General features: G+C 63.9%; 12 protein-coding genes. 4 read left to right on the top strand and 8 right to left on the bottom strand.

Going from position 1 to position 26050, the window contains the following annotated elements; genetic code table 11:
- The first annotated feature begins 14 nt into the window (after positions 1-14).
- Positions 15-464 carry a GNAT family N-acetyltransferase gene (locus E3U47_RS06245; RefSeq protein ID WP_134690130.1) on the top strand — a complete coding sequence of 150 codons (450 nt, stop codon included), beginning with the start codon at positions 15-17 and terminating at the stop codon, positions 462-464.
- Between the two features lie 75 nt (positions 465-539).
- Positions 540-1904 carry a lysine N(6)-hydroxylase/L-ornithine N(5)-oxygenase family protein gene (locus tag E3U47_RS06240; protein ID WP_134690129.1) on the top strand — a complete coding sequence of 455 codons (1365 nt, stop codon included), beginning with the start codon at positions 540-542 and terminating at the stop codon, positions 1902-1904.
- A gap of 189 nt (positions 1905-2093) precedes the next feature.
- On the opposite strand, the gene E3U47_RS06235 is transcribed toward E3U47_RS06240, so the two are convergent.
- The 7 genes from E3U47_RS06235 to E3U47_RS06205 form a co-directional block, all read right to left on the bottom strand.
- Positions 2094-4304: a TonB-dependent siderophore receptor gene (locus tag E3U47_RS06235; RefSeq protein WP_134690128.1), complete on the bottom strand. Its 2211-nt coding sequence runs from the start codon at positions 4302-4304 to the stop codon at positions 2094-2096.
- A gap of 171 nt (positions 4305-4475) precedes the next feature.
- Positions 4476-4850: a hypothetical protein gene (locus E3U47_RS06230; protein ID WP_134690127.1), complete on the bottom strand. Its 375-nt coding sequence runs from the start codon at positions 4848-4850 to the stop codon at positions 4476-4478.
- Between the two features lie 182 nt (positions 4851-5032).
- Positions 5033-5584 carry a hypothetical protein gene (locus E3U47_RS06225; protein WP_134690126.1) on the bottom strand — a complete coding sequence of 184 codons (552 nt, stop codon included), beginning with the start codon at positions 5582-5584 and terminating at the stop codon, positions 5033-5035.
- A 305-nt stretch (positions 5585-5889) separates the two neighbouring features.
- Positions 5890-6075, bottom strand: a complete 186-nt coding sequence (locus E3U47_RS25440; RefSeq protein WP_372239486.1) for a putative toxin — start codon at positions 6073-6075, stop codon at positions 5890-5892.
- Between the two features lie 255 nt (positions 6076-6330).
- Positions 6331-7065 (bottom strand): hypothetical protein, encoded by a 735-nt coding sequence (locus E3U47_RS06215; protein ID WP_134690124.1) that lies wholly within the window; start codon positions 7063-7065, stop codon positions 6331-6333.
- A 15-nt stretch (positions 7066-7080) separates the two neighbouring features.
- Positions 7081-20199 carry a hemagglutinin repeat-containing protein gene (locus E3U47_RS25195; RefSeq protein ID WP_256660230.1) on the bottom strand — a complete coding sequence of 4373 codons (13119 nt, stop codon included), beginning with the start codon at positions 20197-20199 and terminating at the stop codon, positions 7081-7083.
- A 27-nt stretch (positions 20200-20226) separates the two neighbouring features.
- Positions 20227-21957, bottom strand: coding sequence for a ShlB/FhaC/HecB family hemolysin secretion/activation protein (locus tag E3U47_RS06205; protein ID WP_134690122.1), 1731 nt, complete (start codon positions 21955-21957; stop codon positions 20227-20229).
- Between the two features lie 362 nt (positions 21958-22319).
- Between E3U47_RS06205 and E3U47_RS06200 the strand changes: the two genes are divergently transcribed.
- Positions 22320-23498 carry an MFS transporter gene (locus E3U47_RS06200; protein WP_134690121.1) on the top strand — a complete coding sequence of 393 codons (1179 nt, stop codon included), beginning with the start codon at positions 22320-22322 and terminating at the stop codon, positions 23496-23498.
- Positions 23499-23614: 116 nt separating this feature from the next.
- On the opposite strand, the gene E3U47_RS06195 is transcribed toward E3U47_RS06200, so the two are convergent.
- Complete coding sequence (locus E3U47_RS06195) at positions 23615-25429, bottom strand: ABC transporter ATP-binding protein/permease (protein ID WP_134690120.1); 1815 nt, start codon at positions 25427-25429, stop codon at positions 23615-23617.
- A gap of 143 nt (positions 25430-25572) precedes the next feature.
- Here E3U47_RS06195 and E3U47_RS06190 point away from each other — a divergent pair, with 143 nt between their 5' ends.
- Positions 25573-25992 (top strand): GNAT family N-acetyltransferase, encoded by a 420-nt coding sequence (locus E3U47_RS06190; RefSeq protein WP_134690119.1) that lies wholly within the window; start codon positions 25573-25575, stop codon positions 25990-25992.
- The last annotated feature ends 58 nt before the right edge of the window (positions 25993-26050 follow it).

Here is a 26050-nt window from a genome sequence, read left to right as displayed (position 1 = left end):
GACGAGACCCAGCCATGCCCATCATTGCCTGTGAACTGCAACACCTCGATGCCGCCGCGGACCTGTTCAACCAGTACCGCATGTTCTATGAGGAAGCCGACGACCTGCCGACCGCCCGGGCGTTTCTGCAAAAGAACCTGGAAACCGGCAACTCGCGGATCTTCCTGCTGCTGGACGACAACGACCAGGCGATCGCCTTCGCCCAACTGTACCCGGCGACCTGCTCGCTGGCGATGAAGCGCTTCTACTGGCTGTACGACCTGTTCGTGGTGCCCCACGCCCGGCGCGGGGGCCATGCGCGGACACTGATGAACCACCTCAGCGCCACCTTCAAGGCCGAAGGCGCCCAGCGCCTGAGCCTGGACACCGCGCGCAGCAACAAAGCGGCGCAGGCCCTGTACGAGTCGCTGGGTTATGAAGCCGAACAGGACTTCATCACCTACCACCAGATGTTGAACGACTGAGGCGCCCGCCCAACGGGCGCGGTTCAGTTCAAGGAATACGGCTGCCAGCGGCAGCCAGGGCATGGAAACTCCAACGTGAAACATTCAACTGATCGCATCTACGATCTGCTCGGGGTGGGCGTCGGCCCGTTCAACCTCGGGCTCTGCGCCTTGCTGCAGCCACTGGACCAGGTCGACAGCCTGTTCTTCGAAGCCAAGCCGCGCTTCGAGTGGCATGCCGGCATGCTGATCGACGACGCGACCCTGCAAGTGCCATTCACCGCCGACCTGGTGACCATGGTCGAACCGCGCAGCCGCTACACCTACCTGAACTACCTGCACGAGCAAGGCCGGCTGCACCAGTTCTGCTCCTACGAGAGCTTCTACGCGCCACGGGCCGAGTACAACCGCTACTGCCAATGGGTCAGCGAGCAGATGGACAACATCCGCTTCTCATCCCGGGTGGTGGCGTTGGAAGTGATCGATGACATTTTCCACCTGAGCGTGCTCGACCAGGCCAGCCAGCAGCAGCTGACCTATCGGGGCCGCCACCTGGTGCTGGGGATCGGCACCGAACCAAGCTGGCCGGCCATGGCCAACGCGGCGATGGGCCAGGGCAACTGCATCCACTCCAGCGCCTACCTGCAGAACAAAGAAGCGCTGCAGACCCGCCGCGACATCACCATCGTCGGCAGTGGGCAAAGCGCCGCGGAGATTTTCCTCGACCTGCTGCGCGAGCGGCCGCGTCACGGCTATGCGCTGAACTGGCTGTCGCGCAGCCGAGGGTTCATCGCCATGGAGTATTCCAAGCTCGGCTCCGAGCACTTTTCCCCAGACTACGCCGAGCACTTCCACGCCCTGCCCGAACACAGCCGGCTCGCGGCGCTGCAAGGGCAAAGCCTGTGGTACAAGGGCATCTCCCTGGACACCATCAAGGACATCTACGACTGCCTGTACATGCAGTCGATCGACCAATCCTTGCCGGTGGTGCTGCAGTCGCGCACGGAGCTTGAACACATCGACAACGACGGCCAGCGCCTGGCATTGGACTTCCGCCAGCTGGACATGCACAAGCGCTTCAGTTTCAACACCGACGCGCTGGTGCTGGCCACCGGTTACGACTATGTGTTCCCACCATTCCTGCGCAGCCTGGAGCAATGGCTGGAGTTCGACAGCAAGGGCCATGCCGCGGTCAACCGCGACTACAGCCTCAAGACCTCGGCGCACATCAAGGGGCGGATCTACGTGCAGAACGCCGAGATCCACTCACACGGCGTCGGCGCGCCCGACCTGGCCATGGGCGCCTTTCGCAGCGCCAGCATCATCAACCACCTGACCGGCACCGAGCACTACCAACTGCGCAGCCGCAACGTGTTCCAGACCTTCGGCATCGCCCCGCAGTGGTTGCCGGGGGCCGAGGCCGAGGTCAAGGCCCTGCACGGCAACCCCGCACGGGCCTGAGGTTGGCCGGCCAGCAGGACATCACGCAGGCAGCTTGCTTGTTTTGCGGCTGCTTCGACCCGCTAACGGGGATCACGCAGACGCCCCTCTGTAGGAGCCAGCCTTGCTGGCGAACCAGGCAACGCGGTGCATGGCACCGGCTGCGCCGGTGTTCGCGGGCAAGGCCGCTCACACTGGGGCGCGCCGGCCTTAGAACGAGATATTCAACGCCGCGAACAGCGCCCGGCCCGGCTGGTTGTAGGTGTTGGCCCCCGAGCTGCTGGCATTGCCGCCACGCAGGATCTGCTTGTCGAACACGTTGTTCAGCCCCAGGCGCACATCGTAGGTGGCGTTGAAGCGGTAGCCGGCGCTGACGTCCACCAGCCCATATGCCTCGACATCCTGCTGCGCCTGGCTGTCGTACTTCTCCTGGGTGCGGTAGTTGTAGGTCGGCGACTTCTGCTTGCCATACCAGGTGCCCGCCACCTGCAACGACAGCTTGTCGGTGGCCTGCCAGTCGAGGCTGGTATTGACCGTGTACTGCGGGATCACCGACAACGGCTCGCCGGTTTCGCGGTTGTCGTTGTCGAGCATCCAGGTCAGGTTGGTGTTCCAGTCCAGGCTCGGGCTCAGCTCGACGAACAGGTTGCCCTCGATCCCCTCCACCCGCGCCTTGCCGGCGTTTTCCCATTGGGTCACGCGGCGACCGCTGTTGATGGTGTAGAGCACATCGGTGTCGCCGATGATCTTGTTCTGGTAGTCGTTGCGAAAGTACGTCGCGCTGGCACGCCAGTCACCCTGGTCATAGGCCAGGCCGATCTCCTTGTTGACGCTGATCTCCGGCTTGAGGTCGGCGTTGCCCTGCAGGTAGCAGCCGCCCGAGTTGGCCTGCTGCACGCTGCAACCATTGCCACGGCTGTAGAGCAGGTAGTTGGGGTTGGCCTGGTACAGGTTGGGCGTCTTGTAGGCGCGGGCGATGCCACCCTTGAGCGTCCACTGCTCGGTGAGCCGGTGCGCCAGGTTCAGGCTCGGGCTGAAGTTGTCGCCGAAGGTGTCGTGGTGGTCGAAGCGCAGGCCCGGGGTGATGGTGGTGTCGCCGACGATGATGTTGTCCTCGACGAACAGCGCGTGGCTGCGGGCAGTCATCTTGCTGTCGGCGCGGTTGAAACCGATGATGGCATTGTTGCCGGTGCCACTGGGGTCGAAGCTCTGCGGGCGGAACGAACCCTGGTCGTTGAGGGTTTCGTAGAGGTACTCGCCGCCCAGCGTCAACACATGCTCGGTGCTGCCCAGGGCGAACGGCAGGTTGACCTCGCTGCTCAGACGCGTGTTGCGCAGCCGCGACAGCGCCGCGCCGCTGCCGTTGATCGAACCCTCCGGGCCGCCGGCCAGGCCTTCGTTGAGGCGCCAGTTGCGCACGTACTCATAGGCCAGCACGGTCTTGCTGGTGCCCCAGGCGAAGTCGCCCAGGTGCGTCAGGTCGTAGGTGTTGCGCTGCATCACGTTGGTTTCGTGGCCGTACAGGCTGGAGATCAGCTCGGGATTGCCGCCGCCGTTGCTGTTCATGGTGTCGCCCGCGTAGATATTGCCCTGGCGGCTGTAGCCGGCGCTGGCCTCGAGGCGATGCTCGTCGTTGAGCTTCCAGCTCAAAAGGCCGTTGATGTCCTTGTTGCGCACCCCTTCACGGCCAGCGACCAAGGCACTGTTGGCGTGCTTGGAGTTGATGTCCAGGTCGTCGGCGTCGGTCTTGGCCAGGCCGCCATAGACACGGAACCCGAGGTTGTCGGTCAGCCCACCGCCGAGGTTGAAGTTGGCCCGGCGGCTGGCACCTTCGGCGCTGTCCTCGGGCATTTGCGTGTACAGGTTGAGGCTGCCCTTGAGCTCCTCGGTGGGGCGCTTGGTGATGATATTGACCACCCCGCCCATGGCGCCGGAGCCGTAGCGCGCCGCCGCCGGACCACGCAGGATCTCGATGCGCTCGACCGCCTCGGCCGGCACCCAGTTGGTTTCACCGCGGGTATCGCGGTCGCCGTTCCAGCCGTAGCGCACGGCATTGCGTGCGCTCGAAGGCTTGCCGTCGATGAGGATCAGGGTGTTTTCCGGGCCCATGCCGCGCAGGTCGATCTGCCGGTTGTTGCCCCGCGCGCCGCTGGCGCTGTTGCCGGTGAGGTTGACCCCAGGCTCGCGGCGGATGATGTCGGAGAGGTCGTTGGCCGGCGGCCGGCGCTGGATGTCCTCGGCGGTGATGATCGACGAACCCAGCGCCTGGCGCGCCTCGCGTTCGGCGGTGACCAAGGTGTCCTCGATCACCAGCGCGCCACCGCGCTTGTCCTCGACCTCCACGGCCGCCAGGGCCAGGGTCGGTGAAGCCAGGGTCATCAGCGCCAGGGCCAGACGGCGAGGTGAGGTGCTCGGTTGCATCGGTACATCTCCTGAAAGCGTGGGCGTATGGCAGGGCTCCGAACCGGCGGGCCCCTCGCCCACCGGTCGCTCAGGCAGGGCCTGGGGAACCGTCAGGGATGGTAAATATAGATATTCTCATATGCATTTAAATCTTATTTACGAAATTTACAGGTTGCGTCCTGCCCGTCTTCAGCGTTTGAGGGTCGCCCGCAACCAGGCCGTCAGCGGCCCGGTCAGCAGGATCGCCGCTGCGCACAGCGCCACGCAGACTGCGGCAAAGCCCAGGGCGCGCACGGGGTGATGGGGGTTGAAGTAGAACAGCACCAGCAGCGCCAGCAGGCCCGTCAACGCCCAACGGATCAGCAGGCGGGGGATCACCACCATCAGCAGGTTGCAGAACACGAAGGTGTAGAACACCAGCATCGTGGCCAGGCCCACGCCGACACCACGAGCCAGTGGTGGGCCGACATGCTGGCGATACAGGTCGAAGCCCAGCGCGAGCAGATAGGGAAACGCCACGCAGGCGAGCGCGTGAAGCAGCAAACGGGAAAACAGCGCCAGCATACGTCCATGGTCCTTGAACCGGCCATTGATCCCGCATGGCCGTGGGCGGAGGGGGCGCATGCTAAGCATGCGAAACGGCTCTGTGCAACCGGCTGGATGCTCGATGTGGATGGGCAGCTACTGCCTGCCGCTGAGCGCAAATAGAACAACACCGGCGCGGGGCCGGCGTTGGGTGATTAGCGTCAACGCACATCTCGCGCAATCAAGAGAGCGCGCGCTATCATGTCTTGGGTGATATACGGAACAAACCCTAATCTGTCACCCTGCTCGAAGCTGAACTGATAGTGTGCAAGACAGCTAACGTCTCCAGCTATCGCCAACGCGGCCAAGTGCCGCAACGGCATAGCGCCCTTCGAATTTGTTGGCAAAGCTCTATAAGCTGCCAAGCCTTTTTCTATATCTTGAGCAGACGCCCAAGATATAGCACTTCGAGAAAGTCTAACGACATCATCCAGCGAGAAATCGACTATTTTCTCCGGCACGTCATTACTCACAATGATCGGTACATAATCACGGGCCTCACCCAAAACGAATGCAGCTGCCGCCGTAAAACTCCTTGTAGAAACAGATGGCATTAATGAAACCCTAAAATGATCAGAGCGCTTCCCTATAGCCGGAATAATCTGAACCTGGACATCGCCAACGTCCATTAGGCAAAAACAATCCCCAACCTCATCTTTGCCGCATCTCCAGCCAAGCCCCTCTAGAGCTGGCAATATCTCTATTTCCTTCACTACTTAGCACCTGGAAAATTCATGATCTCAACCGGAATTCCATTGGGATAGCCTTGCTCTCTGAGTGGCTTGCCTGGAATAAGACCGAAACGTTCAGCCACCTGCCCTCTAGGAATTGAGCTGCCATCACGAATCTGCGGGGAAATTTCAGACTACCAGATACTTAGATCAGCGTTACCCGTCTTAACCTCAATTATCCTAATCGTTCCATCAGGCGCTTCAGCCACAATATCCGGCCTACAACGCCCCGTACCACAGGATCTACCGAAGGATATTTCCTTGCCACTCACTCGATATCCCTGACTTCATATATTATCAAAACCTCGCCAAGTCGCCCGTGGCGGATCACATCTAAAAACATCACCACCAGCACTTCTCACCTGACGTATGAGTTCCCCAGAGACATTGCTTGTTCTAGGACTCACAACAAGATTCAAAGGCTGACCAGTGTCGCTTGCAACTTTAACCTGCGCCCGCAACTGGCTAGACATTGAAAGGTTCTGGACATTTTTAACCTCTAACAGACCTCCTACGTTTTTCCCCACAAGTCAGGAATCGTTGTTACTTGCGCACCATTAGGAAGCTAAACAGTTACGGGAGTTGTATTTTTCACCCCACCCACATGGTCGAATGCATCCACGACTTGTCGCTCAAACGCAGTGCAATTTTGGCGATTGAGGGTAATCTGCGGAACTTCAATTACAACCCCTGCGCCTTTTGCTCCAAGAGATCAGATAAATAAGCACTCAGATTAGGGGCTCGTCTTGGATGAGAAAAAAACCCTCCCGAAACAAAGCTTTGAGCTCAGCACGACGCCTAGAAAAAAGAGGGAAATCGTTCACAACATCTTGAATATTTTCTGTAACTCTTACCAAGTAACCGCTGCCTATTTTTTCAATAGGAAATCCTGCACCTGCAATTCGATCAACGTCAACTGACCCAGCGAATTCTTCACCATAAAATACTGCCCAGCCAATATTCGGTATCGTGCCACGATGTAGAACACCAGAAAGAAAATAGCTCTCCGAAGTCCCAGGCCTTACATTAACGGCTTCACTTTCATGAAAAACATGCATCAGAGCATAGCTTGCTCTCATAGCTAAGCATGTCTCTCGAAAAACACTGAACCAATCGATTTTACTATTAAATTGTGCTTGCACAATAAGTGAGCCATCTATTTGCTCGCCCTTCACATTCCTATGAGTATGACTAATCTCCGCATCATACTTTGCTACCTTTTTTCTCTTCCAGCGGAGCCCTATAGGAAACTCCATTTTTGAACCCTGAACCTGCATTGTCGCCATTTGAGCCCAATGTGCCTCACAAGCAGGAACATTTTCAAAGTCAGCAATGCGACTTTCCCATTGAAATAAGCTTTCCGGAATAAGCTTTGAATCCCGTTCTGAAAATGCCGAAAGAACCTGACTCCCAACAATCCAATTTGTAGTATCAAAATTTGTTATTACAGAGATGCGCAGCATAACCCACCAAATAAATTAGAAATCTGACAGCAATTTAGTAGAAGGATCATATCTGTATATACCTCCACCAACCTTACTTGTAACTGCATCTATCCTTGCCTTTAGCGGTGCAGAAATACTCTGTGTCCGTGGACTTACAACCAAATTAAATGGCTGCCCAGTCATTTCGGCTAACTGCAACTGTGCGCGCAACTGGTCAGACATAGATAGATTTTTAACATTTTTGACTTCGAGCAACCCACCAGTATTTCTACCCCACATATCTGGGATTGTTGTTACCTGCTTTCCATTAGGGAGTTGAACAGTTACCAGAGTTGTATTTTTCGTACCCCCCACATGACTGAACGCATCAACTACTTGTTTCTCAAATGCTGAGCCGTTCTGGCGGTTCATCGTGATTTTGGGAGTCTCTAACTTTCCGGCAGCCCCTCCCCCTTTTGCTCCGACACTACCTGCTTTTGAGAACACCCCCGCCATGCTGCCAAGCGTAGCTAGTAAACCTGCATCCTCTACGACTTGCAATCCCGTACGAACCCAGTTCCCATTGGCTAGGTTGACGGCTCGGGTGGCCTCACCCACCGCTTGCCCTATGCCTGCGCTGTCGCCCGCATAGGTGATCGTTGTGACAGCCATATGAGTAGCGACATTCCGCTCGCAAGCAGCGTTGCCTTTACACAGGGGTAACACTTTGTCTGTGTAAACTGCCTGTACGAACTCCTCCCAGCCCGCTTGCGCCTCTTTCGTATCCAGGCCACCTTGCCGATAGGAGGTTTCTTTCCACTTGTCATATGTCTTCAGGCAATCTTGCGAGCCACCTGCATCGCCACAGGAAGCTTTAAGTTCCTGACTGAACTCGGCTATTTGATTCTGGCCCAGCTGGTGGCCAAAAATGTTGACGCCGGTTCCTAAGTGGTTGTTCTCCACCGCATTCTTACCCGCCCCAGCACCCGCAATAGCATCCGTGCCATTACCGCTCGCAACACCGCCTGCGAAACCAGCCGCCAAGGTCGATAGCGCGGCTATTGTCTGCTTTTGCTCTTCACTCAGGGCACTGGTATCACTGGTGCCGTACAGTTGCTGGGTGATCAATCGGGCAGTCAGCTCACCGCCTGCCGCACCTGCCGCACCCGCCGCCGCCGAGTTCCCCTGCGCCTGGGCGACAACTGCACCGAGAACCGCATGCGCCATGATCCGTGCAGTTTCATTGTCACCAGCAACCCTCTTGATCACCCCGGCCAGGTATGGCGCCGACGCGCCCGCAAGCGCACCGCCGATGTTGCCCCCGGCAAGGCCCTGTAGCGCCGCTGTGACCGCCTGAGTCGCCTTCTGATAATCGCTTCCGGTACCGTACTTACCCATGATCCTCTGGTAAGCATCGGTACCCGCCAGCTTTCTCTGGTACTCCTGTACCGCCTCTTGGCTCGCGTCTTTCCCCGGCTCCTCGACTCCACGCGCCTTCAGCTCGGCACGGCCTTCCTCCTTGGCCTTGAGCTGGCCCTGGGTGCGCACGATGTCCGACACCTGGTTGCCGATATCGGCAATCAACTGCACCTGCTGCAGACGCCGCTGCTCTTTCTCCTTGTCGAAGATCGGGCTGATGCTGTCGTTGGCATGCTCGACGTCACGGCTCAGGGTCGCGACGTCCTGCTTCTGCTGGTCTGGATCGCGGATCTGCAGGGTGCCGTCGGACACCGCCGAGGAGGTGGTGCCGCTGGCGCTGCCACTGTGGTTGAAGGCGATCAGCGTGCCGGTCGGCATGTTGCTGGTGAAACCGCTCGAGCCGCTGTTGCCACCGCTGATGCTGGCGCTGGCCATCTCGCTCTTGAACTCGGCCTTGTTCTTGATATCGCTCCAGCCCAGGGTGCCGGTGCTCAGGCGGTTCTTGTCGGCTTCGGCGGTGCTGGCGATGACGCTGCCGTCGAGCTGGGTGTGCTTGCCCACCTCGACCTGGTAACCGCCCTTGCCGGCGAACAGCCCGGTCTGCTCCTGCACGCTCTTGTAGGTGGAGTCGAGCTTGCTCTGGCTGACGCTGAGGTTGCCGCTGGCTCCGCCGGCACCAATGATGGTGACGCTCGCGCCGCCGCTGACGTTGCTCTGCTTGGACTTGTAGTCGTCGGTGTCCTGCAGGCTCTGCAGCGTAAGGTCGCGCCCCACATCGGCGACCACCTTGTCACCGTTGACCTGCGCCCCCTTGAGCGTGGTATCCCGCCCGCTGAGCAAGCTGGCCTGGTGACCGGCATCCAGGGTGGTTTCGCTCCAGGTGGTGCCGTTGCCCTTCTCCTTGCCGCTGCCTTTGTTGGCATTGGCGAAGATGCTCAGGCCACCGCCGTTCGGGCCAACACCGATACTGGCGCCGATGGCGCCGCCACTGCTGCTGTTCTTGCCGTCCAGCTTCTGCGTGTTGGCCGCGGCCTCCAGCAAAATGTCACGCTCGGCCTCCAGCGACAGGTCGTTGCCAGCCTTGAGCTTGCTGCCCTGCACATGGATATCGCCGCCCGTGGCGTCTGCCTGGTTGCCTTTGGCGACGATGGTCAGGTCGTTGCCGCTGGTCAGGCTGCTGCCCTGGCTGACGGTCTGCTCCTGGGTCTGGCGCGAGCTGGACTTCTGCCCGCCGAGCGAGATGGAGACGCCGACGAACTGGCCGGCGTTCTCCGAGGTCATGCCGCCATTTTCCTGCGCGGCCTGCCAGGCCTGGATGCCGGTCAGGCCGGCCTTGATGCCTTGCAGGGCCGAGAGCCGGCTGTCTTCTTCCTGGGTGGCCTGCTTGGTGGTCTGGTAGGCGGCGTCCACGGCGCTGCCGACCGTGCCGGACAAGGCCAGGGTCAGGCCGCTGCTCTTGCTCTTGGACGTCTGCTCGCTGGTGTTGTGGTGTTCGGCCGCGACGATCTCGACGTTCTGCCCGACCAGGGTGATGTCCTTGCCGGCGATGACCTCGGAGCCCTTGATGCCCAGGTCCTTGCCGGCCTCGATGGACACGCTGCCGAGCACGCTGCCGACGGTGCTGGCCTTGCCGCTCTCGGTCTTGCTGGTGGAGGTGTTCTCCAGGCTGGTCGAACCGAGGGTGAAGCCGATGCCGCCACTGCTGAGCAGGCCGGACTTTTTCTTCGAAGTCGACTGGCTCTGCTCGAAGGTTTGCGTGGCGCTCTCGATCTGTACGTTGCCACCCGCCACCAGGCGCGTGTCGTGGGTCGACACGATACTGCTGGCCGAGACGCCGATATCCTGCCCGGCGCGGATCGCCACCGTGTCGCCGCTGACCGACGAGCCTTCCTGGGTGACCGCATTGCTGCTGTCGATGCGGGTTTTCTGGCTGCTCGAAAGTCCGGAGCGGCTGGTCTTGGTCTTGCGGTAATAGCTGTAGTCGCTGTTTTCCTCGGCGACCAGGTTCACGTCACCGCCGGCATACAGATACGCCTCATTGCCCGCGGTCACCCGGCTGGCGCTCAGGCTCAGGTCATCGCCGGCCTTGAGCGTCACGTTGCCGCCGGCCAGCACGGTGCTGGCCACTTGCTGGACATGATCTTCCTGGCTGGTGACCTTCCTGGTCTTGCTCGCCGAATGCTGCTCGTTGGCGGCGGACACCAGGCTCAGGTCCCCGGTCGCGGTCATCGCTACATCGCGCTTGGCCTCGATGGCACTGGCGACCGCGGTGATATCGCGCCCGGCACTGACGGCCAGGTCACGTCCGGTCTTGAGGCTCGCGCCGTTCTGGGTCACGCTCAGGCCGTTGGAGCGCACGCCCTGGTCGTTGCTGACCACTTGCTCGACCGCGGTCAACCTGACATCGCGCCCGGCCTTGAGGCTGGTGTCGGCGCCACTTTCGAGCACGCCGCCACGATTGACCAGGTCGCGCCCGGCATTGATCGCCAGGTTGTTGGCCGCCTCGACCCGGGCTGCGTTGTCGACGAAGTCGCGCCGCTGGGCATAGCTGCCGTTGCTGCTCTGGTGCGAAGTCAGCGTGCGTTCGTTGATCACATCCTGGGTGGCAGTGAGGCTCACGTCACGCCCGGCGATGATGCCGCCGGCCTGGTTCACCAGGTTGTTGCCCGCCAGCAGGTCAAGGCGGTTGCCGGCCTGGACCAGGCCACTGTTGACCAGGTTGTTGCCAGCCTGGGCCGAGAGGTTGTTGCTCGCGCGCAGGGTACCGACGTTGTCGAGGTTCTGCCCGGCGATCAGGTTGACGTCGCTGCCGGCGATCAACGCGCCGTTGGGCGCCAGGCGGTCGTTGGAGTGGGCCAGGTAGAGCACCGGCACCAGCACCTGCTCGCCATTCACCTCGGCGCTTTCCAGCCAGACGATGTCGTGGGTCAGGGCCGCCACCTGCTCGGCGGTCAGGCTGACGCCCACCGCCAGGTTGAGCTGCTGCTTGCTCTGGATGGCGTTGTCCATCAGGTACTTGAACAGCTTCTCGTCGGTGTCCTGGCCGCCAATGAAGCGCTGGCCGGTGCGCGCGACCACGGCCTGCTGCACCAGCTTCTGCTCGTAGAAACCGTCGCCCAGGCGCTTGGCGCTCAGGTCGGGGTCGTAGCCGAGCTTGCCCAGCAGGTAGTCCGAACTCATGAACTGCTTGAGGTCGGTGAGTACCGGGTTGGTTTCGATCAGGTACTTGTGCGGGTTGCTGCGCACGCTGCTGTCGGGCAGGCCCTGCACCCGGTCGATGCTGATCGGCGCCGGGGCCTGGCCGGCTAGGGTCGACGCCTGGCTGATGGCGTCATCTACCGACGATCGCCCCGGCAACAGCGGGCCGTTGCCGCTGCCAGGCAAGGCGGTGTCGAGGGCGCTGGCCTCGCCGATGCTGCCCACCGGGACGCGGTTGGCGGTGCTCAGTTCGGTACGACGCGCGGCCGCCTGGGCGGCGTCGGCCAGGTTGATATCGCGGGCCTGTGCCAGCGGCAGCGGTTGCTGGCGTTGCACCGCGCTCAGGCTGGCGCCGCCCAGTGTCCAGGTTTGCGGGCCGCTGTTGGCCGGCACGCTGCCTGCGTCGCTGCTCAGGCGGAACAAGCCATGCTGGCCGCTCGGCAGGCTGAAGCCGGGCAGCGCCAGCGGATTGACCTGCTGCTGGGCCAGGTCTGGCGGCAACTGCTGGTTGAGGTTGATCCGGGTGGAGAACGCCGTGCCCGGCGCCGAGGTGTCGGTTCGCGCGCCGCTGCCGATGTAGTCGTAGCCCGGACGTACCACGCTGTTGCTGATGTTGTTGCCGGCCGTGATGCTCACCGCGCCGCCGGCCTGCATCACCCCGGCGTAGCTCTGGTCGCCGCCTGCGAGCTTGCGGCTGCTGCCCAGCGATACCAGCTCCGCTTCTGTCATGCCGATGAAGCCGGCCAGGGCGCCTTGTAGGCCGCCCAGGTCGTTGGGGTTGTAGCCCGCGCTCTCGTACCAGTACTTGCTGGTGACCGAGTTGGCGACGCTGTACCAGCCGCCGGCGTTCTTGGTGCGCGCCGAGCGGAAGATACGGGTGGTCTCGGTCTCGCCGGTCTCCACGCCGCTGTTGGTGAGGTTGTTCACCGACGCCACCAGGCTGCCGGCGGCAGCGATGGTGCTGCTGCTGTTGAGCAGGTCGCCGCCGCGGATCGTGAGGTTGGCGCCCGTGGTGATGTTCGACGCGGCGCTGGCCTCGGTGACATCGAACTTGTCGCGCTGGACGATTTCCCAGACGTGGTTGCGCTTGCCGCCGCAGTCGCCGGCGTTGTAGCCCTCGATACAGGCGACTTCACCGATGCGGGCGGTGTACACGCCCTTGTTGTCGGTCTTGAGCACCGCGCGCACGTTCTCGATGGTGCTGGCGGCCAGGCTCATCGAGCCATCGCTTTGCAGCGAGCCCGAGCTGTTGACGATGCGGCTGGCCAAGCTGCCCTGGCCGTCGCGGTCGATGGTCAGGCTGCCGAGGCTGTACACATCGGCGTAACTGTTGTTCAGGCTGTCGACGCGCAGGCCCATGTCGGCACCGCTGAACAGCAGGCCATGGTCGTTGACCAGGGCGCCGGTGGTCAGGGTCATGTTCTGCGCCGCGCCCAGGGTGCCGGTGTTGTTGACGGCGCCGGCGCCAAGGCTGAGGCCGGCCGCGGAGGTCAGGCGCCCGGCGTTGTTCAGTTGCCCGGCAACCGAGACGCTGGTCGCGCCGCCGCCGGCGATGCTGCCGGTGCCGCCAAGGTTGAGCTGCCCGGCGCCAAGGCCGAGGTCGCCACGGCTGCTCAGGCGGCCGCTGCCCGTGTAGGTGCCGCCCAGATTCAGGCTGAGGCTGCCGTCACTGGCGATCAGGCCATCGTTGCTCCAGTTGCCGCCACTGCCGACCAGCGCTTGGCTGGCCAGTAGCTGGCCGCTGGCGGTCTGGCTGAAATCGCCGACATTGACCGTCAGGCGCCCGGCCTGGATGACGTTGCTGTTGCGCCAGCTGCCAGCGTTGAGGGTCAGGCCGCCACGGGTGACGATGCTGCCGCCGGCACCGGTGACATGGGCGGTGGCGATATCGAAGGTGCCGTTGCCCACGTGCAGCAGGCTGCCGCCGCCGTTGAGGAAGCTGCCGACGCCCAGGCTGAGGTCGGTGTTGGCGGTTTCCAGGGTGCCGTTGCGGTTGTCGAACTGGCCGCCAATCTGCAGGCGAGTGGCGCCGCTGTTGCCCAGGGCGCGCAGTTGGCCGGCCTGGTTGTCGAGGCTGGCGGCCTTGATCGCCAGGGTGCTGTCGCTTTCGATGATGCCCGAGCGGTTGTTCAGCGCACCGCTGAGGTCGAGGTCGATGCGCTGGCCGCCGATCTGGCCGTGGTTGTCGCCACTGTTGTCGAAATTGCCGCCGCTGACCTGCACCAGGCCCTTGGCGTACAAGCCGCCGTTACGGTTGTCGAAGTCGGCGGTGGTGATTTTGGCGTCGCCGCCCTGGGCGGAAATACGCCCGCCATAGTTATCGATGCCACCCAGGGCCTTGAGGGTCAGGAACTGGCCCTGGGTCACGCCGCCCTGGCGGTTGTTGTTCAGGTCATAGCCGTTGCGCAGCACGCCGCGCAGGTCGGCGCTCACGCCACCCTTGAGGCTGGCCAGCACACCGCCACGGTTGTCCAGTTGGCCGGCGCTGACGTCGAGGTTGCCACTGTCGGCGAGAATCCGCCCGCCCTGGTTGTCGATATCGCCGGTCACCAGCTGCAGGGCGCCCTGCCCTTGCAGCGTGCCCTTGGCGTTGCTCAGGCTGGCGGCGTGTACCTCGAGGTCGCCGCCCTGGCTGTAGATCAGGCCGTCGGCGTCGTTCTGCACGGCGCCGGCCACGCTCAGGGTCAAGGCCTGGCTGGACGCCAGCGTGCCACGGTTGCGGTTGTCGAGGCTGCCGGCCAGCAGGCTCAGCAGGCCCTGGCTGACGATTTGCCCGCCCTGGTTGCCGACCTGGGTGGCACGCTCGATGCGCAGCGGGCCGGCGCTGGCCAGCTTGCCTTGGGTATTGGTCAAGGCGCCGAGCAGGTCGAGGCTGACCGCGCCATTACCGACCAAGGTGCCGCCGCTGTTGTCCAGGGTAGTGGCGTTGAGCGTCAGGGCCTGCTGGGCGTTGATAGCACCGGCGACGTTGCCCAGGGTCACGGCCTTGAGGGTCAGGGCCGCGCCGCTATCGATCAGGCCACCCTGGCCGTTGTCGAGCCGGCCGGTGATATCCAGGTGTTGATTGGCGCCGCTGGAGAGGATGCCCTTGGCGCTGTTGTCCAGGTTGACGGCCTTGACCGTCAGCGCCTGCTGGCTGACCAAGGCGCCACCACCGCTGTTGAGCAGGTCGCCGCCGACCTGCGCCTGCAACGCGCCACTGCGGCTGGACAAGGTGCCCAGGTTGCGGTTGTCGAGGCTGTCGACAGTGACGTTCAGCCCCTGCCAGCCCGAGACCAGGCCGGCCTGGTTGAGCAGGCGCTGGGCGTTGAGTGTGAGTTGGGCGCTGCTGATCAACTTGCCAGCGCTGTTGTCCAGGTTGCGAGCCTCGAGCACCAGGCCTTGCTGGGTGGACAGCTCGCCGCCCTGGTTGCTCAGGTCGCGCAGATGCGTGAGGGTCAACACGCCCTCAGTCTTGATCAGGCCGCCGTCGTTGTTCAGGTCACCCGTGGCGCTGCCCAGGTCGATGGCGATGGCGCTGCCGAGCAGCGCCCCGCCCTGGTTGTCGAGCGACCGGCTGCTGATCGCCAGCTTGTCCACTGCGCTGATCAGCCCTTGCTGGCCGTTGTTCAGGCCATCGGCCAGTTGCAGGCGCAGATCGCCGCGACTGGCCAGGGTACCGCCGCGGTTATCCAGGCTGGCGGCCTGGGCATCGACGCTCGCTGCCGCCACCAGGCCCTTGATGTTGTTCAGGGCCTGGTCGATGCGCAGGGTCAGCGCCTGGTTGCCCAGCAACTTGCCAGCGTTGTTGTCCAGGCTACGGGCAGCCAGGGTAAAAGCCTGGGCCGAGGATATCTCGCCACCTTGGTTGTCGACCCCATCGAGCTGCTTGAGCACCAGCAGCGGCGCGTTGATCAGGCCCCGGCGGTTGTCCAGCAGGCCGTGGTTGAGGTCCAAGGTCAGGGCGCTATGGCTGAACAGCTGGCCGCCCTGCTGATCCAGGCCGCTGACACTGACACTCACCGCGCCGTTGCTGCCGAGGCGGCCGGCATCGCGGTTGGTCAATTGGCCGCTGACCAGCGTCAGGCTGGCGGCGCTGTCCAGGCGCCCCTTGCGGCTGTTGTCCAGGCTGCTGGTGGTGACGGTGGCCGCGCCCTTGGCGCTGATGATGCCCTGGTCGCTGTTGTCGAGGTGGCCGCCTTTGAGCAGCAGCGTGCCATCGGTGAGCAGTTCGCCGCCCTGGTTGAGGATCTCCCCCGTTTGTTCGAGGCTCAACGCACCGCCGCTGGAAATACCGCCGGCACGGTTGTCGAGGCTGGCACTGGCCAGGCCCAGGGTACCTTCGGCGTCGATCTGGCCATCGCGGTTATCCAGCTTGCCGCTCAGGCTCGCGGCCAGCGCTTGCTGGCTGCGCAGCAGGCCGCCAGTGTTGTCCAGGCTGGCGCCGCTCAGGGTCAGGCCGGCTTTGCCTGAAAGCAGGCCCTTGCTGCGGTTGATCAGCTCGGCCACGGTCAGTTGCAACTGGCCCTCGGCCAGGACCTTGCCAGCGTCGCTGTTGTCCAGGCGTGCGCCAACCAGGGTCACGTCGACCTTGCCCGATAGCTCGCCGCCACGGTTGTCCACCTTGGCCACTTGCAGGCCCAGGCTCTGGGTCGCCGCCACCTGGCCGCCCTGACGGTTGTCGAGCACCTCGCCACTGAGTTGCAGGTCTTCCCCGGCCAGCAGTTGGCCGGCCTGGTTGTCGAGGTTGCCAACCTTGGCCTGCAGTGCGCGCTTGCCGGATACCAGCCCTTGCTGGTTGGTCAGCGTGCCAGCCTGCAGGTCCAGGCGTTGGTCGGCGATCAGCGTGCCGTCCTGGTTGTTCAACACGCTGTCGATCACCAGGTTCTGCGTGCCCCGGCTGCTGATCAGCCCCTGGCTGTTGTCCAGGCTGTGGCTGCGCAGGTCCAGGCCATTGGCCGAAACCAGGCCGTCGAGGTTGTTCAACACCTGCTCGATGCGCAAGGTCAGGCTTTGCTGGCCGATCAGCTTGCCGTGGCTGTTGTCCAGGCTGCGGGCCGCCAGGGTGAAGGCCTGGGCGCTGGAAATCTCGCCGCTCTGGTTATCGACCTCGGCCAGTTGCTTGAGCACCAGCAGCGGCGCGTTGATCAACCCTTTGTGGTTGCGCAGGCGCCCCTGGTTCAGGTCGAGGGTCAGGGCGCTCTTGCTGAACAACTCGCCACCGTCCTGGGCCAGGCCGCTGACGCTGGCGACCAAGGCTTTTTCGCTGGCGATGCGGCTGCCCTGGCCATTGTTGAGCTGGCCGGTGGTCAGGTCGAGGCGATCGCCACTGACCAACCGCGCACCGGCGCCGTTGTCGAAGGTGCCGGTGTCGACCTTGACCGCGCCCTGGCCGCTGAGCAGGCCGGCCTCGCTGTTGTCCAGTGTCTGGCTGGCGAGGGTCAGGCTGGCGTCGCCGATGATCGAGCCGTTGCGGTTGAGCAACGCGCCCTGGCTGGTCACGGCCAGGGCATCGACACTCGACAGCTTGCCGGTGCTGTTGTCCAGGCGGCCAACGCTGGCGCTCAGGCGACCGTCGGCGCTGATCACGCCGAGCAGGTTGTCCAGGCCGGCGTCCAGGCGGATGTCCAGGGCCTGGCGGGCGACCAGGCGGCCTTGGCCGTTGTCCAGGCGCTGGCCGACGATTTTCACCGTGGCCTTGCCAGACAGCAGGCCCTGATTGCGATTGAGCAGTTCGCCCACCTTCAGCTCGAGGTCGCCACCGGCGAGCAGCTTGCCGCTGTCACTGTTGTCGAGCTTGGCGCCCTTGACCGTCAGCCCGGTCTGGCTCGACAGCTCGCCGCCACGGTTGTCGACCTCGGCCACCTCCAGCTTTAATGCCTGCTTGCTGCCGAGCTTGCCGCTGTTGCCGTTGTCCAGGCGGGTGCCGCTCACGCTCAGATCGCCATCGGCGGCCATGACGCCCTTGTGGTTGGTAACCTCGGTCACCTGGGCCACCAGCGCGCGCTGGCTGGAAATGCGCCCGCCGCTGTTGTCCAGGCTGGCGCCCTGCAGGCGCACCGGGCCTGCGGCAATCAGCAGGCCGCCACGGTTGTCCAGCCGGGTGCCGTTGTAGGTCAGCGCCGCCAGGCTGTTGAGCAACCCTTGCTGGCGGTTGTCCAACTGGTCGACGTTGAGCACGGCCTGTTGGTCGGCGCGCAGCTTGCCGGCGCGGTTGTCCAGGCTGGCGGCGCGCAGGTCGATGGCGCCTTTGACGATGATCTCGCCCTGCTGGTTGTCCAGCAGGCCTTCGATGCGGGCATTCAAGGCCGCGTCGCCGACCAGCTTGCCGGCCTCGCGGTTGTCCAGGCTGGCCGCCTCGAGGTCGATCTTGCCGGCGGAGCCGAGCAGGCCGTCGCGGTTGTCCAGGGCGCCGCCGAGGGCCAGATTCAAGGCGCCGTCGCCACTGACCTGGCCGTTGCGGTTGTCCAGGCTGGCGCCCGTGAGGGTGGTGCTGCCGGCGCTGGAGATCTCGCCGTCCTGGTTGTCGCTGGCACCGGCCAGGGTCAGGGCCAGGTCGGCGCGGCTGGTGACGATGCCGTCATGGTTGCCCAGGCTGGCCGCGTGCACGCTGACGCCACTGGCCGAAACCAGGCCGCCGACGTTGTTCAGCGCCTCGTCCAGACGCACGCTCAGGCCCTGGTTGCCCAGCAGCTTGCCCAGGCTGTTGTCGAGGTTGCGCGCCACCAGCGCGAAGGCCTCGGCGCTGGAGATCTCGCCCTGGTGGTTGTCGACGCTGTCGAGGTTGTTCAGGATCAGGCGCGGGGCATTTATCAAGCCACCGCGGTTGTTCAGGTGGCCTTTGTCGAGGTCCAGGCGCAGCTCGCCGAGGCTGGTCAGGCGGCCGCCATCATGCTGGTCGAGCCCGCGCACATTGGCGCTCAACGCCTGGTTGCTGGCGATGCGCCCGGCGGCGCTGTTGTTCACCTGCCCGGCCTTGAGCGCGAGGGTCTGCACGCTGGTGAGCTGGCCACCGCGGTTGTCCACCGCGGCGCTGGCGGTCAGGCTCAGGTGCTGGCCGGCGTTCAAGGTGCCGGCGAGGTTGTCCAGCGTCTCGACCTGCGCGCTCAGGCTGCCCTGGCTGAGCACCTCACCGGCGTTGTTGTCGAGGTGTCCGGCGCGCGCCTCGATGGCCTGGTCGGCCTTGATCAAGCCGCCCTGACCGTTCAACAGCCGGCCAGCTTGCAGGTTGGCCTGGCCAGAGCTGAGCAGGCGACCCTTGTCGTGGTTGTCGAGGGTCTCGGCGCTGGCGCTCAGCTGGCGTTGGCCGCTCAGGGTACCGCCCTGGTTGCTCAGGGTTTGCGCCGCGCTGGCGCTGAGGTCGCGGCTGGCCACCACGCTCTGGCCGCGGTTGTCGATGTGCTGCGCATTCAGGCGCACGTCGCCGCTGGCGTTGCGGCTGTTGTCGGCATTGACCCCGGCTTCGATGATGGCGTGGTTGGTCAGGCGGCCACCGCTGTCGAGGTCGATGCGCTGGCCGGCAACCAGGTTGTTGCGGTTGTCCAGGTCGCCCTGGGTCTTGACCTTCAGTTCGCGGCCGGCATACACCGCGCCCTGGGTCTCGAGCTGGCCGGCGTTGATCGCCACCGAGCCCTGGTCGGCCGTCACCTGGGCCATGCGCAGTTGGCCGTTGGCGTCGAGCTGGATGTCGCCACCGCTGGCGATCAGCTTGCCGTCGAGCTTCACCCCGACCCCGGCCTCGGTGCCGACCAGGGTGATGGCGCCGGCGTACATGCCGCCCAGGGCCGACGAGTCGATGGCCAGTTGCGGCGCATCCGCCGGGTTGGCGGCGCGCGCGCTGGCCTTGAGGGTGCGCGCATCGACGTCGTTGGCGCCAGCGACCACCGCCAGTTGCCGGGCCTGGATCTGCGCATTGATCTTGGCGCTGCGGGTAATGATCTCGAACTGGTCGACATTGCTGGCGTTGAGCCCCACGCCCTCGATGGCGACACTGCCCTGCTCCACCTGGTAACGCTGCAATTGGCCGTTCTCCACCACCGGCTTGCCGGTGGTCAGGGTGGCCCGGGGGGTGTTGATGAAGCCGCAGCCGTTGCAGGTAACACCATAGGGGTTGGCGACGATGACATGCGCCGCTTGCCCCGCCACTTCGGTGTAGCCCTTGAGCTGGCTGGGGTTGGCGCCGTTGACCTCGTTGAGGATCACGCTGGCCGAACGCCCGCCCAGATTGCTGTTGCCCAGGATGATCCCGCCCAGCTGGGTGGACTGGGTACGGTTGGTGGCGTTGTTGAGGATCACCCCCTGCTGGCCAACGTTGTAGTCGCTGAAGGTGTTGTGCGAGAGGCCCGCGCCGCTGGGCGCGGCGATGTTGACGATGGGCACGCCGTTGCCAGCCTGGCCGAGGCTGGTGGCGCTACCGTTGACCGCGATACCGTCGGCCATGGCCACCAGCGGCTGCCAGAACATCATGTTGGCCAGCATGAATGCCAGGCCACGCTTGGACAGCCCCCAGAAAGTGTCACGGGTTTGCAGGGCAGCCGAAGGCTGGCGGAGCAGGAACGCGAACTGACGAACATCCATGTTGGGCATCTCGGGTAACAAGCGGGGTTAAAGGAAAAGGTCCAGGCGCAAGTAGACGGGCGCCTCGCGCTCGAGCAGCCCGTCCGGGCGTTCGAGGGAATGGGCGAAGGTCACGCTGGCCGACAGGTTGCGACCACGGGCGAACAGCTCGAGCGAATCGCTGGACACCCGGCCATGCTGGGCGCCGCTGTAGCGGTCATGGCTGATCGCACCGACGTCGTAGCCCAGGCCCAGGCCGTACTCGGCCAGCACCGGGCGCAGCCAGTCCCAGCCCACCTGGCGGCTCCAGCGCAGGTCGTTGCGCCAGTAGTAGCCGCTGTCGCCGTTCAGGCTCTGGTCCTTGTAGCCACGCACCGAGGACTGGCTGCCCAGGCTCATGCGCTGGGGGCTGAACAAGCGATCCTCGCTGCGCTGACCAGTGACCAGACTGCTGAACACCAGCGACTCGCCCAGCACCTTGAACGGCTGCAGGTAGCTGGCGGTGGCGCTGTACTTGCGATATCGAGCGCTGGGCAGGCGGTTGCCGTTGTTATCACGCTCGCGCTCACGCTGGGCGTCGAAGGCGCCGATGCCTTCTTGCAGGCCCAGGTCGATGTTGAGAAAGGCGCCGCCAATGCGCCGACCATGATTGATGCCGAACTGCGCTTCGCTGAGGCGATGGCTGCTGTTGGCCAGGCGGCTGTCTTCGATGTAGTTGTTGGTGCGCAGGTAGCTCAGGCCGCTGTTGAGCGAGGTCTTGCTCAGCGAGTCGCGGTGGATCACCCGCTCGAGGCGCAACTGGTGGTTCTGGCTGTCGCCGGACTGCTTGAAGTTGTAGTTGGCCGCCTCACCCAGGGCGCGGTACTCGCTCTGGCTGTAGCTGTAGCTGAGGTTCCACCAGCCGAACGGCAGGTTGTAGTAGAACGCGGCGTTGCGCGAGGTCTTCTGGTGGTCGCTGATGGCATCATGGCCACCGCGCAGCACCAACTGGTCGGCCAGGCCCAGCGGGCTGTCCCACTCGAAGCTGCTGCCCCACTGCTGCTCGCCGGTGCTCTTCTGCCCATCGTTGCTGCGCGACAGGCCGACCCGCCAGGTTTTTTGCGGGGTGTTGGCGACCTGCACCTCGCTGCCGCCGACGGCCTGGCCGGGGGTCAATTGCATGCGGGCCTGGTTGGACGCCAGGCGATTGAGCTGGTCGACCATCTGTTCGATTTCACGCAGGTTGAGCAGGTCGCCGGCTTGGCCGGGAAACGCCATGTCCAACTCGCGGGCGCTGAGCTTGCTGCCCTCGACGGCCTTGAGCCCTTCGAGACGACCCTCGACTACCAGCACCTGCAGGTGACCGGACGACAGGTCCTGCTGTGGCAGGTAGGCGCGGCTGGTGACCAGGCCCTTGGCGATATAGCGGTCGGTGATGGCCTTGAGCAGCTCGTTGAGCTGGGCGACGCCCAGGCATTGGCCGACATAGGGTGCCAACAGGCTGTCGCGCTCGCTGGCCGACAGGGCGTCGGCGCCCTTGAGCTCGATGGTCTTGATCGCAAAGCAACGGTTCTGGCTCGGCGCCGTGGGCGTCGCCGGCGCGGTCCGCTCGCCGGGCAGATCCTTGAGCTCCTCGAGACGCCGTTGCTGTTCTTCAAGCAAGCGGTTCTGGCGATCGCGGATCAGCTCCTGGTCCCCCGGCAGAATCGGCGAGGCGGCCATGGCCGGGTTCAGGGTGACGGCCAGGCAAAGGCCAGCCAAGGCAGCGCACCACCGTGCGCCGTGGGCAAAAAGCTCCATGTTCGGTCCTTCGAAGCAATGAACTGCCGGTGCGAAAGGCGCGATATTATTTAGCCATTAACGCCTGCGTCAATGAACGAACGGCCAGTAAAAATGAAAGTTTTCAGGGGCCGTTCACCCTGCCTGTTCCATCTGATTAATTATTCTTTGTTAATCAGTGAGTTCCGAAAAAAAGAACAATATCTGTATTTTTTGTACGCAAAAAAATATGTGGCGGTATATGGACGTCTGATGAATTGAAGGGGCTGGTGGGGCGTTTCAAGTCCTGACGATTGGCTTGCGCGTTACGCAATCCTGTAGGAGCCGCCTGGCTCGCGGGCGACATCGGCTACAGTGAAGGCGACGCCATCCTCGAGAGCAGCATGCCCGACCATCACCCCATCCCCCGCAGCGTCTGGGCCCTGGGCTGGGTCTCGATGCTCATGGATATCTCCTCGGAGATGATCCACGCCCTGCTGCCCCTGTACATGGTCACCGTGCTCGGCACCTCGGTGCTCGCGGTAGGCCTGATCGAAGGCATCGCCGAAGCCACGGCGTCGATCACCAAGGTGTTTTCCGGCACCCTCAGCGACCGTCTGGGCAAACGCAAGCTGCTCACGGTGATCGGCTATGGCCTGGCCGCCGTGAGCAAACCGGTATTCCCGCTGGCCTCTGGGCTGGAATGGCTGAGCGCCGCGCGCTTCGTCGACCGTATCGGCAAGGGCATCCGCGGCGCACCGCGGGATGCGCTGATCGCCGACATCACCCCGGCCGAGCTGCGCGGCGCGGCGTTCGGCCTGCGCCAGGCATTGGATACGGTGGGCGCGTTCATCGGCCCGCTGCTGGCGATCCTGTTGATGTGGCTGACCGCCAGCCACTTCCAGGCAGTGTTCTGGGTGGCCGTGATCCCGGCGTGCCTGGCCGTCTACGTGCTGGCGGCTTTCGTCCACGAGCCCGACAGCGTTAGCGCAAGCCCGGCGCGGGCACCGCTGGCGCTGGGTGAACTGACGCACCTGGGCGCTGGCTATTGGCGGCTGGCGGTCCTCGCCACGCTGTTCACCCTGGCGCGCTTCAGCGAGGCTTTTTTGCTACTGCGCGGCCAGGCCCTGGGCTTGCCGGCCCTGTGGGCGCCTGGAGTGCTGGTGGTGATGTCATTGGCGTTCTCGCTGTCGGCCTACCCCGCCGGGGCGCTGTCGGACCGGGTTGGCCGGCGCGGTGTGTTGATGTCCGGGCTGGGCCTGCTGGTGATCGCCGACCTGGTCCTGGCCTGGCTGCCGGGCTGGCCAGGCCTGGCGCTGGGGGTGGGCCTGTGGGGGCTGCACATGGGCTTTACCCAGGGCATCTTCGCCGCGCTGATCGCCGACCATGCCCCGACGCACCTGCGCGGTACGGCGTTCGGGGTGTTCAACTTGCTGACCGGGGTGGCGCTGCTGCTGGCCAGCGTGCTGGCCGGCGGGCTGTGGGACTGGCTGGGCTACCAGGCGACCTTCATGATGGGAAGCGTGTTCGCCTTGGTCACGCTGGCAGGGCTATGGCTGACTCCCGTTCGGACACCCCTGTGAATCATAAGAGCGCGCGGTGCCTGGCACCGGCGACGCCGGTGTTCGCCAGCAAGGCTGGCTCCTACGGCATTTATGGTCTGTTCCGGTCTTGCTGGCGCACCGAGCGCCGTGGAGGATCAAGCTGGCGCTTGAACCCCTTGTTGTTGCAACAACGCCCAGCCCCCCTGCCCGTCCACCTCCAGCCGATGGGAATGAAACCCCGCCAGCGTACTGCGGTGCCCGACGCTGACCAGCAGGCTGTCCGCCATCTCGCGGCGCAACAGCCCATACAACGCATGCTCCAGCCCTTCGTCCATGGCCGAGGTGGATTCGTCGAGAAACACCACCTGCGGCCGGTTGAACAGCACCCGGGCAAAAGCCAAGCGCTGTTGCTCGCCGATCGACAGGATGCGCGACCAGTCGCGCTGCTCGCCGAGGCGCTCGACCAGGTGCGCCAGGTTGACCTGCTGCAAAGCTTGCTGCATGCGCGCATCGTCCGTCGGCAGGCCAGCGGCCGGATAGGCGATGGCAGTGCGCAGGTCGCCCAGGGGCAGGTACGGGCGCTGGGCGAGGAACAACGATTGCTGGCCCAAGGGTCGGCGCACTTCACCCTGGGCATAAGGCCAGAGCCCGGCCAGGGCGCGCAGCAAGGTGGTCTTGCCGCTGCCCGAGGGGCCCTTGATCAGCAGCGCCTGGCCGGCCTGCAGGTTCAGGCGCAGGTCTGCGATCAGCGCGTGTCCATCTGGACGCAGCACCTGCAACCCCAGGATATCCAGGGCGTGGGCCTGCTCGACGGTGGTCACGCGAGGCAAGGCGCTGGCCTGCTGGTTGGCATCGAGAAAGCCGGTCAGACGGTCGAGGGTAGCGCGGTACTTGGCGAAGGTGTCGTACGACTCACGGAAGAACGACAGCGAGTCCTGCACCTGGCCGAAGGCCTGGGCGGTCTGCATCACATCGCCCAGCTTGATCGCGCCGCTGAAGAAGCGTGGCGCCTGGAGAATGAACGGGAACACCACGGCGACCTGGCTGACCCCCAGGTTGAAACCGCTGAACTTGAGGTTTCTGAACACCAGCGCCCAGGCATTGCCGATCAAGGTGAAGAAACGGCCCAGCAAGGTGCCCCGCTCCACCTGCGCGCCCTGGTAGAAGGCGATGTTCTCGGCATTTTCGCGCAGGCGCATCAGCGCGTAGCGGAAATTGGCGGTGAACTGCTCGTTGAGGAAATTCAGGCGAATCAACGGCTGGCCGAGGCGGAAGGCGATCCAGGTGGCGATCAGCACATAGACGTACACCGCGAACACCATCGCCCGCGGCACCTCGATGGCGGCCACCGTCAGCGGCGCCGACAGCCCCCAGAGAATGCCGGTGAAGGCCACCAGCGACACCAGCGCGCTTACAGCCCCCAGCGCCAACGACACGGAGCCGGTGACGAAGGCGTTCACATCCAGCTCGATACGCTGGTCGGGGTTGTCCACCGGCTCTGCGAGAAACTGCCCACGGTAGTAGGCATCACCCTGCATCCAGTCGGCGGTCAGACGCTCGGTGAGCCACACCCGCCAGCGAATGGTGAATGCCTGGGTGACGTAGAAGGTGAACAGCGAACGCAGCACATGGATGCTCGCCAGCACCGCGAACACGCCGAGCAGGTACCAGAACGCGGTCTGGTCCAGAGCCTGCAGGGCACTGTAGAAGCCGTTGTACCAGAACGAGAACAGCACGTTCAGGCGTACCGCGAACAGTGTCAGCACCAGCAGCAAGGCGAAGGCCAGCAGTGGCCGCCAACTGCGCCGCCAGCTGAAATAGGGCCCGGCCAACTGCCAGAACTGGGCGCCCCAGCGGGTATGGCGCACTGCCAGCAGCGCGCAGACAGTGAAGCAGACGAGGGTAATCGATGAGGCGATTGCCAGCCAGCGCAGGCTCTCTTGCAAGGCCTGGTGCCAGTTCATGTCCATGGTGGGCTTCCGTGACGGTGTTTTTGCGAGCGTAGCACCGGCCCTGGGGCAAGCCGGCAAAGATGACGGACTTTTCATGTTGCCTCGCCAGGCAGGGCCTGGGCGTCGATAATCGCCGGATGACCGTTATCGGAGATCGCGCCATGCACATACGTATAGCCACGGCTCAGGACCATGACGCCCTGGTCGCGCTGGACAGCCTCGCGCGCCAGGAGCCACGGCGCGCCGGGCAGATTGCCTACTGGCTCGGGCATTACCGTTGCCTGGTGGCCGAGATACAAGGCCAGGTAGTGGCCTATGCGGTGACGCACCGGCATTTTTTCGGCTGCGCGTTCATCGAGATGCTGATGGTGGCGGGCAACCAACGACGCCTGGGGGTGGCTGGGGCGCTGCTGGCATGGATACAAGCCGATTGCGCGGGGCACAAGCTGTTCACCTCGAGCAATCGTTCCAATGCGCCGATGCGCCGTTTGCTGGAGCGGCAGGGGTTCGTCGAGAGCGGGGTGATCGAGCACCTCGACGACGGCGACCCGGAGCTGGTCTATTTCTGCCAATGCCCCTGACAACACCTGTCGGAGCCAGCCTTGTGGCGCCCCCAACACGGTGCCTGCCAGTGTTCGC

Origin of the sequence: Pseudomonas sp. RIT623, from assembly GCF_004519305.1 — a bacterium.
Classification (GTDB): domain Bacteria; phylum Pseudomonadota; class Gammaproteobacteria; order Pseudomonadales; family Pseudomonadaceae; genus Aquipseudomonas.
This window is presented reverse-complemented; position numbering and strand designations above follow the sequence as displayed.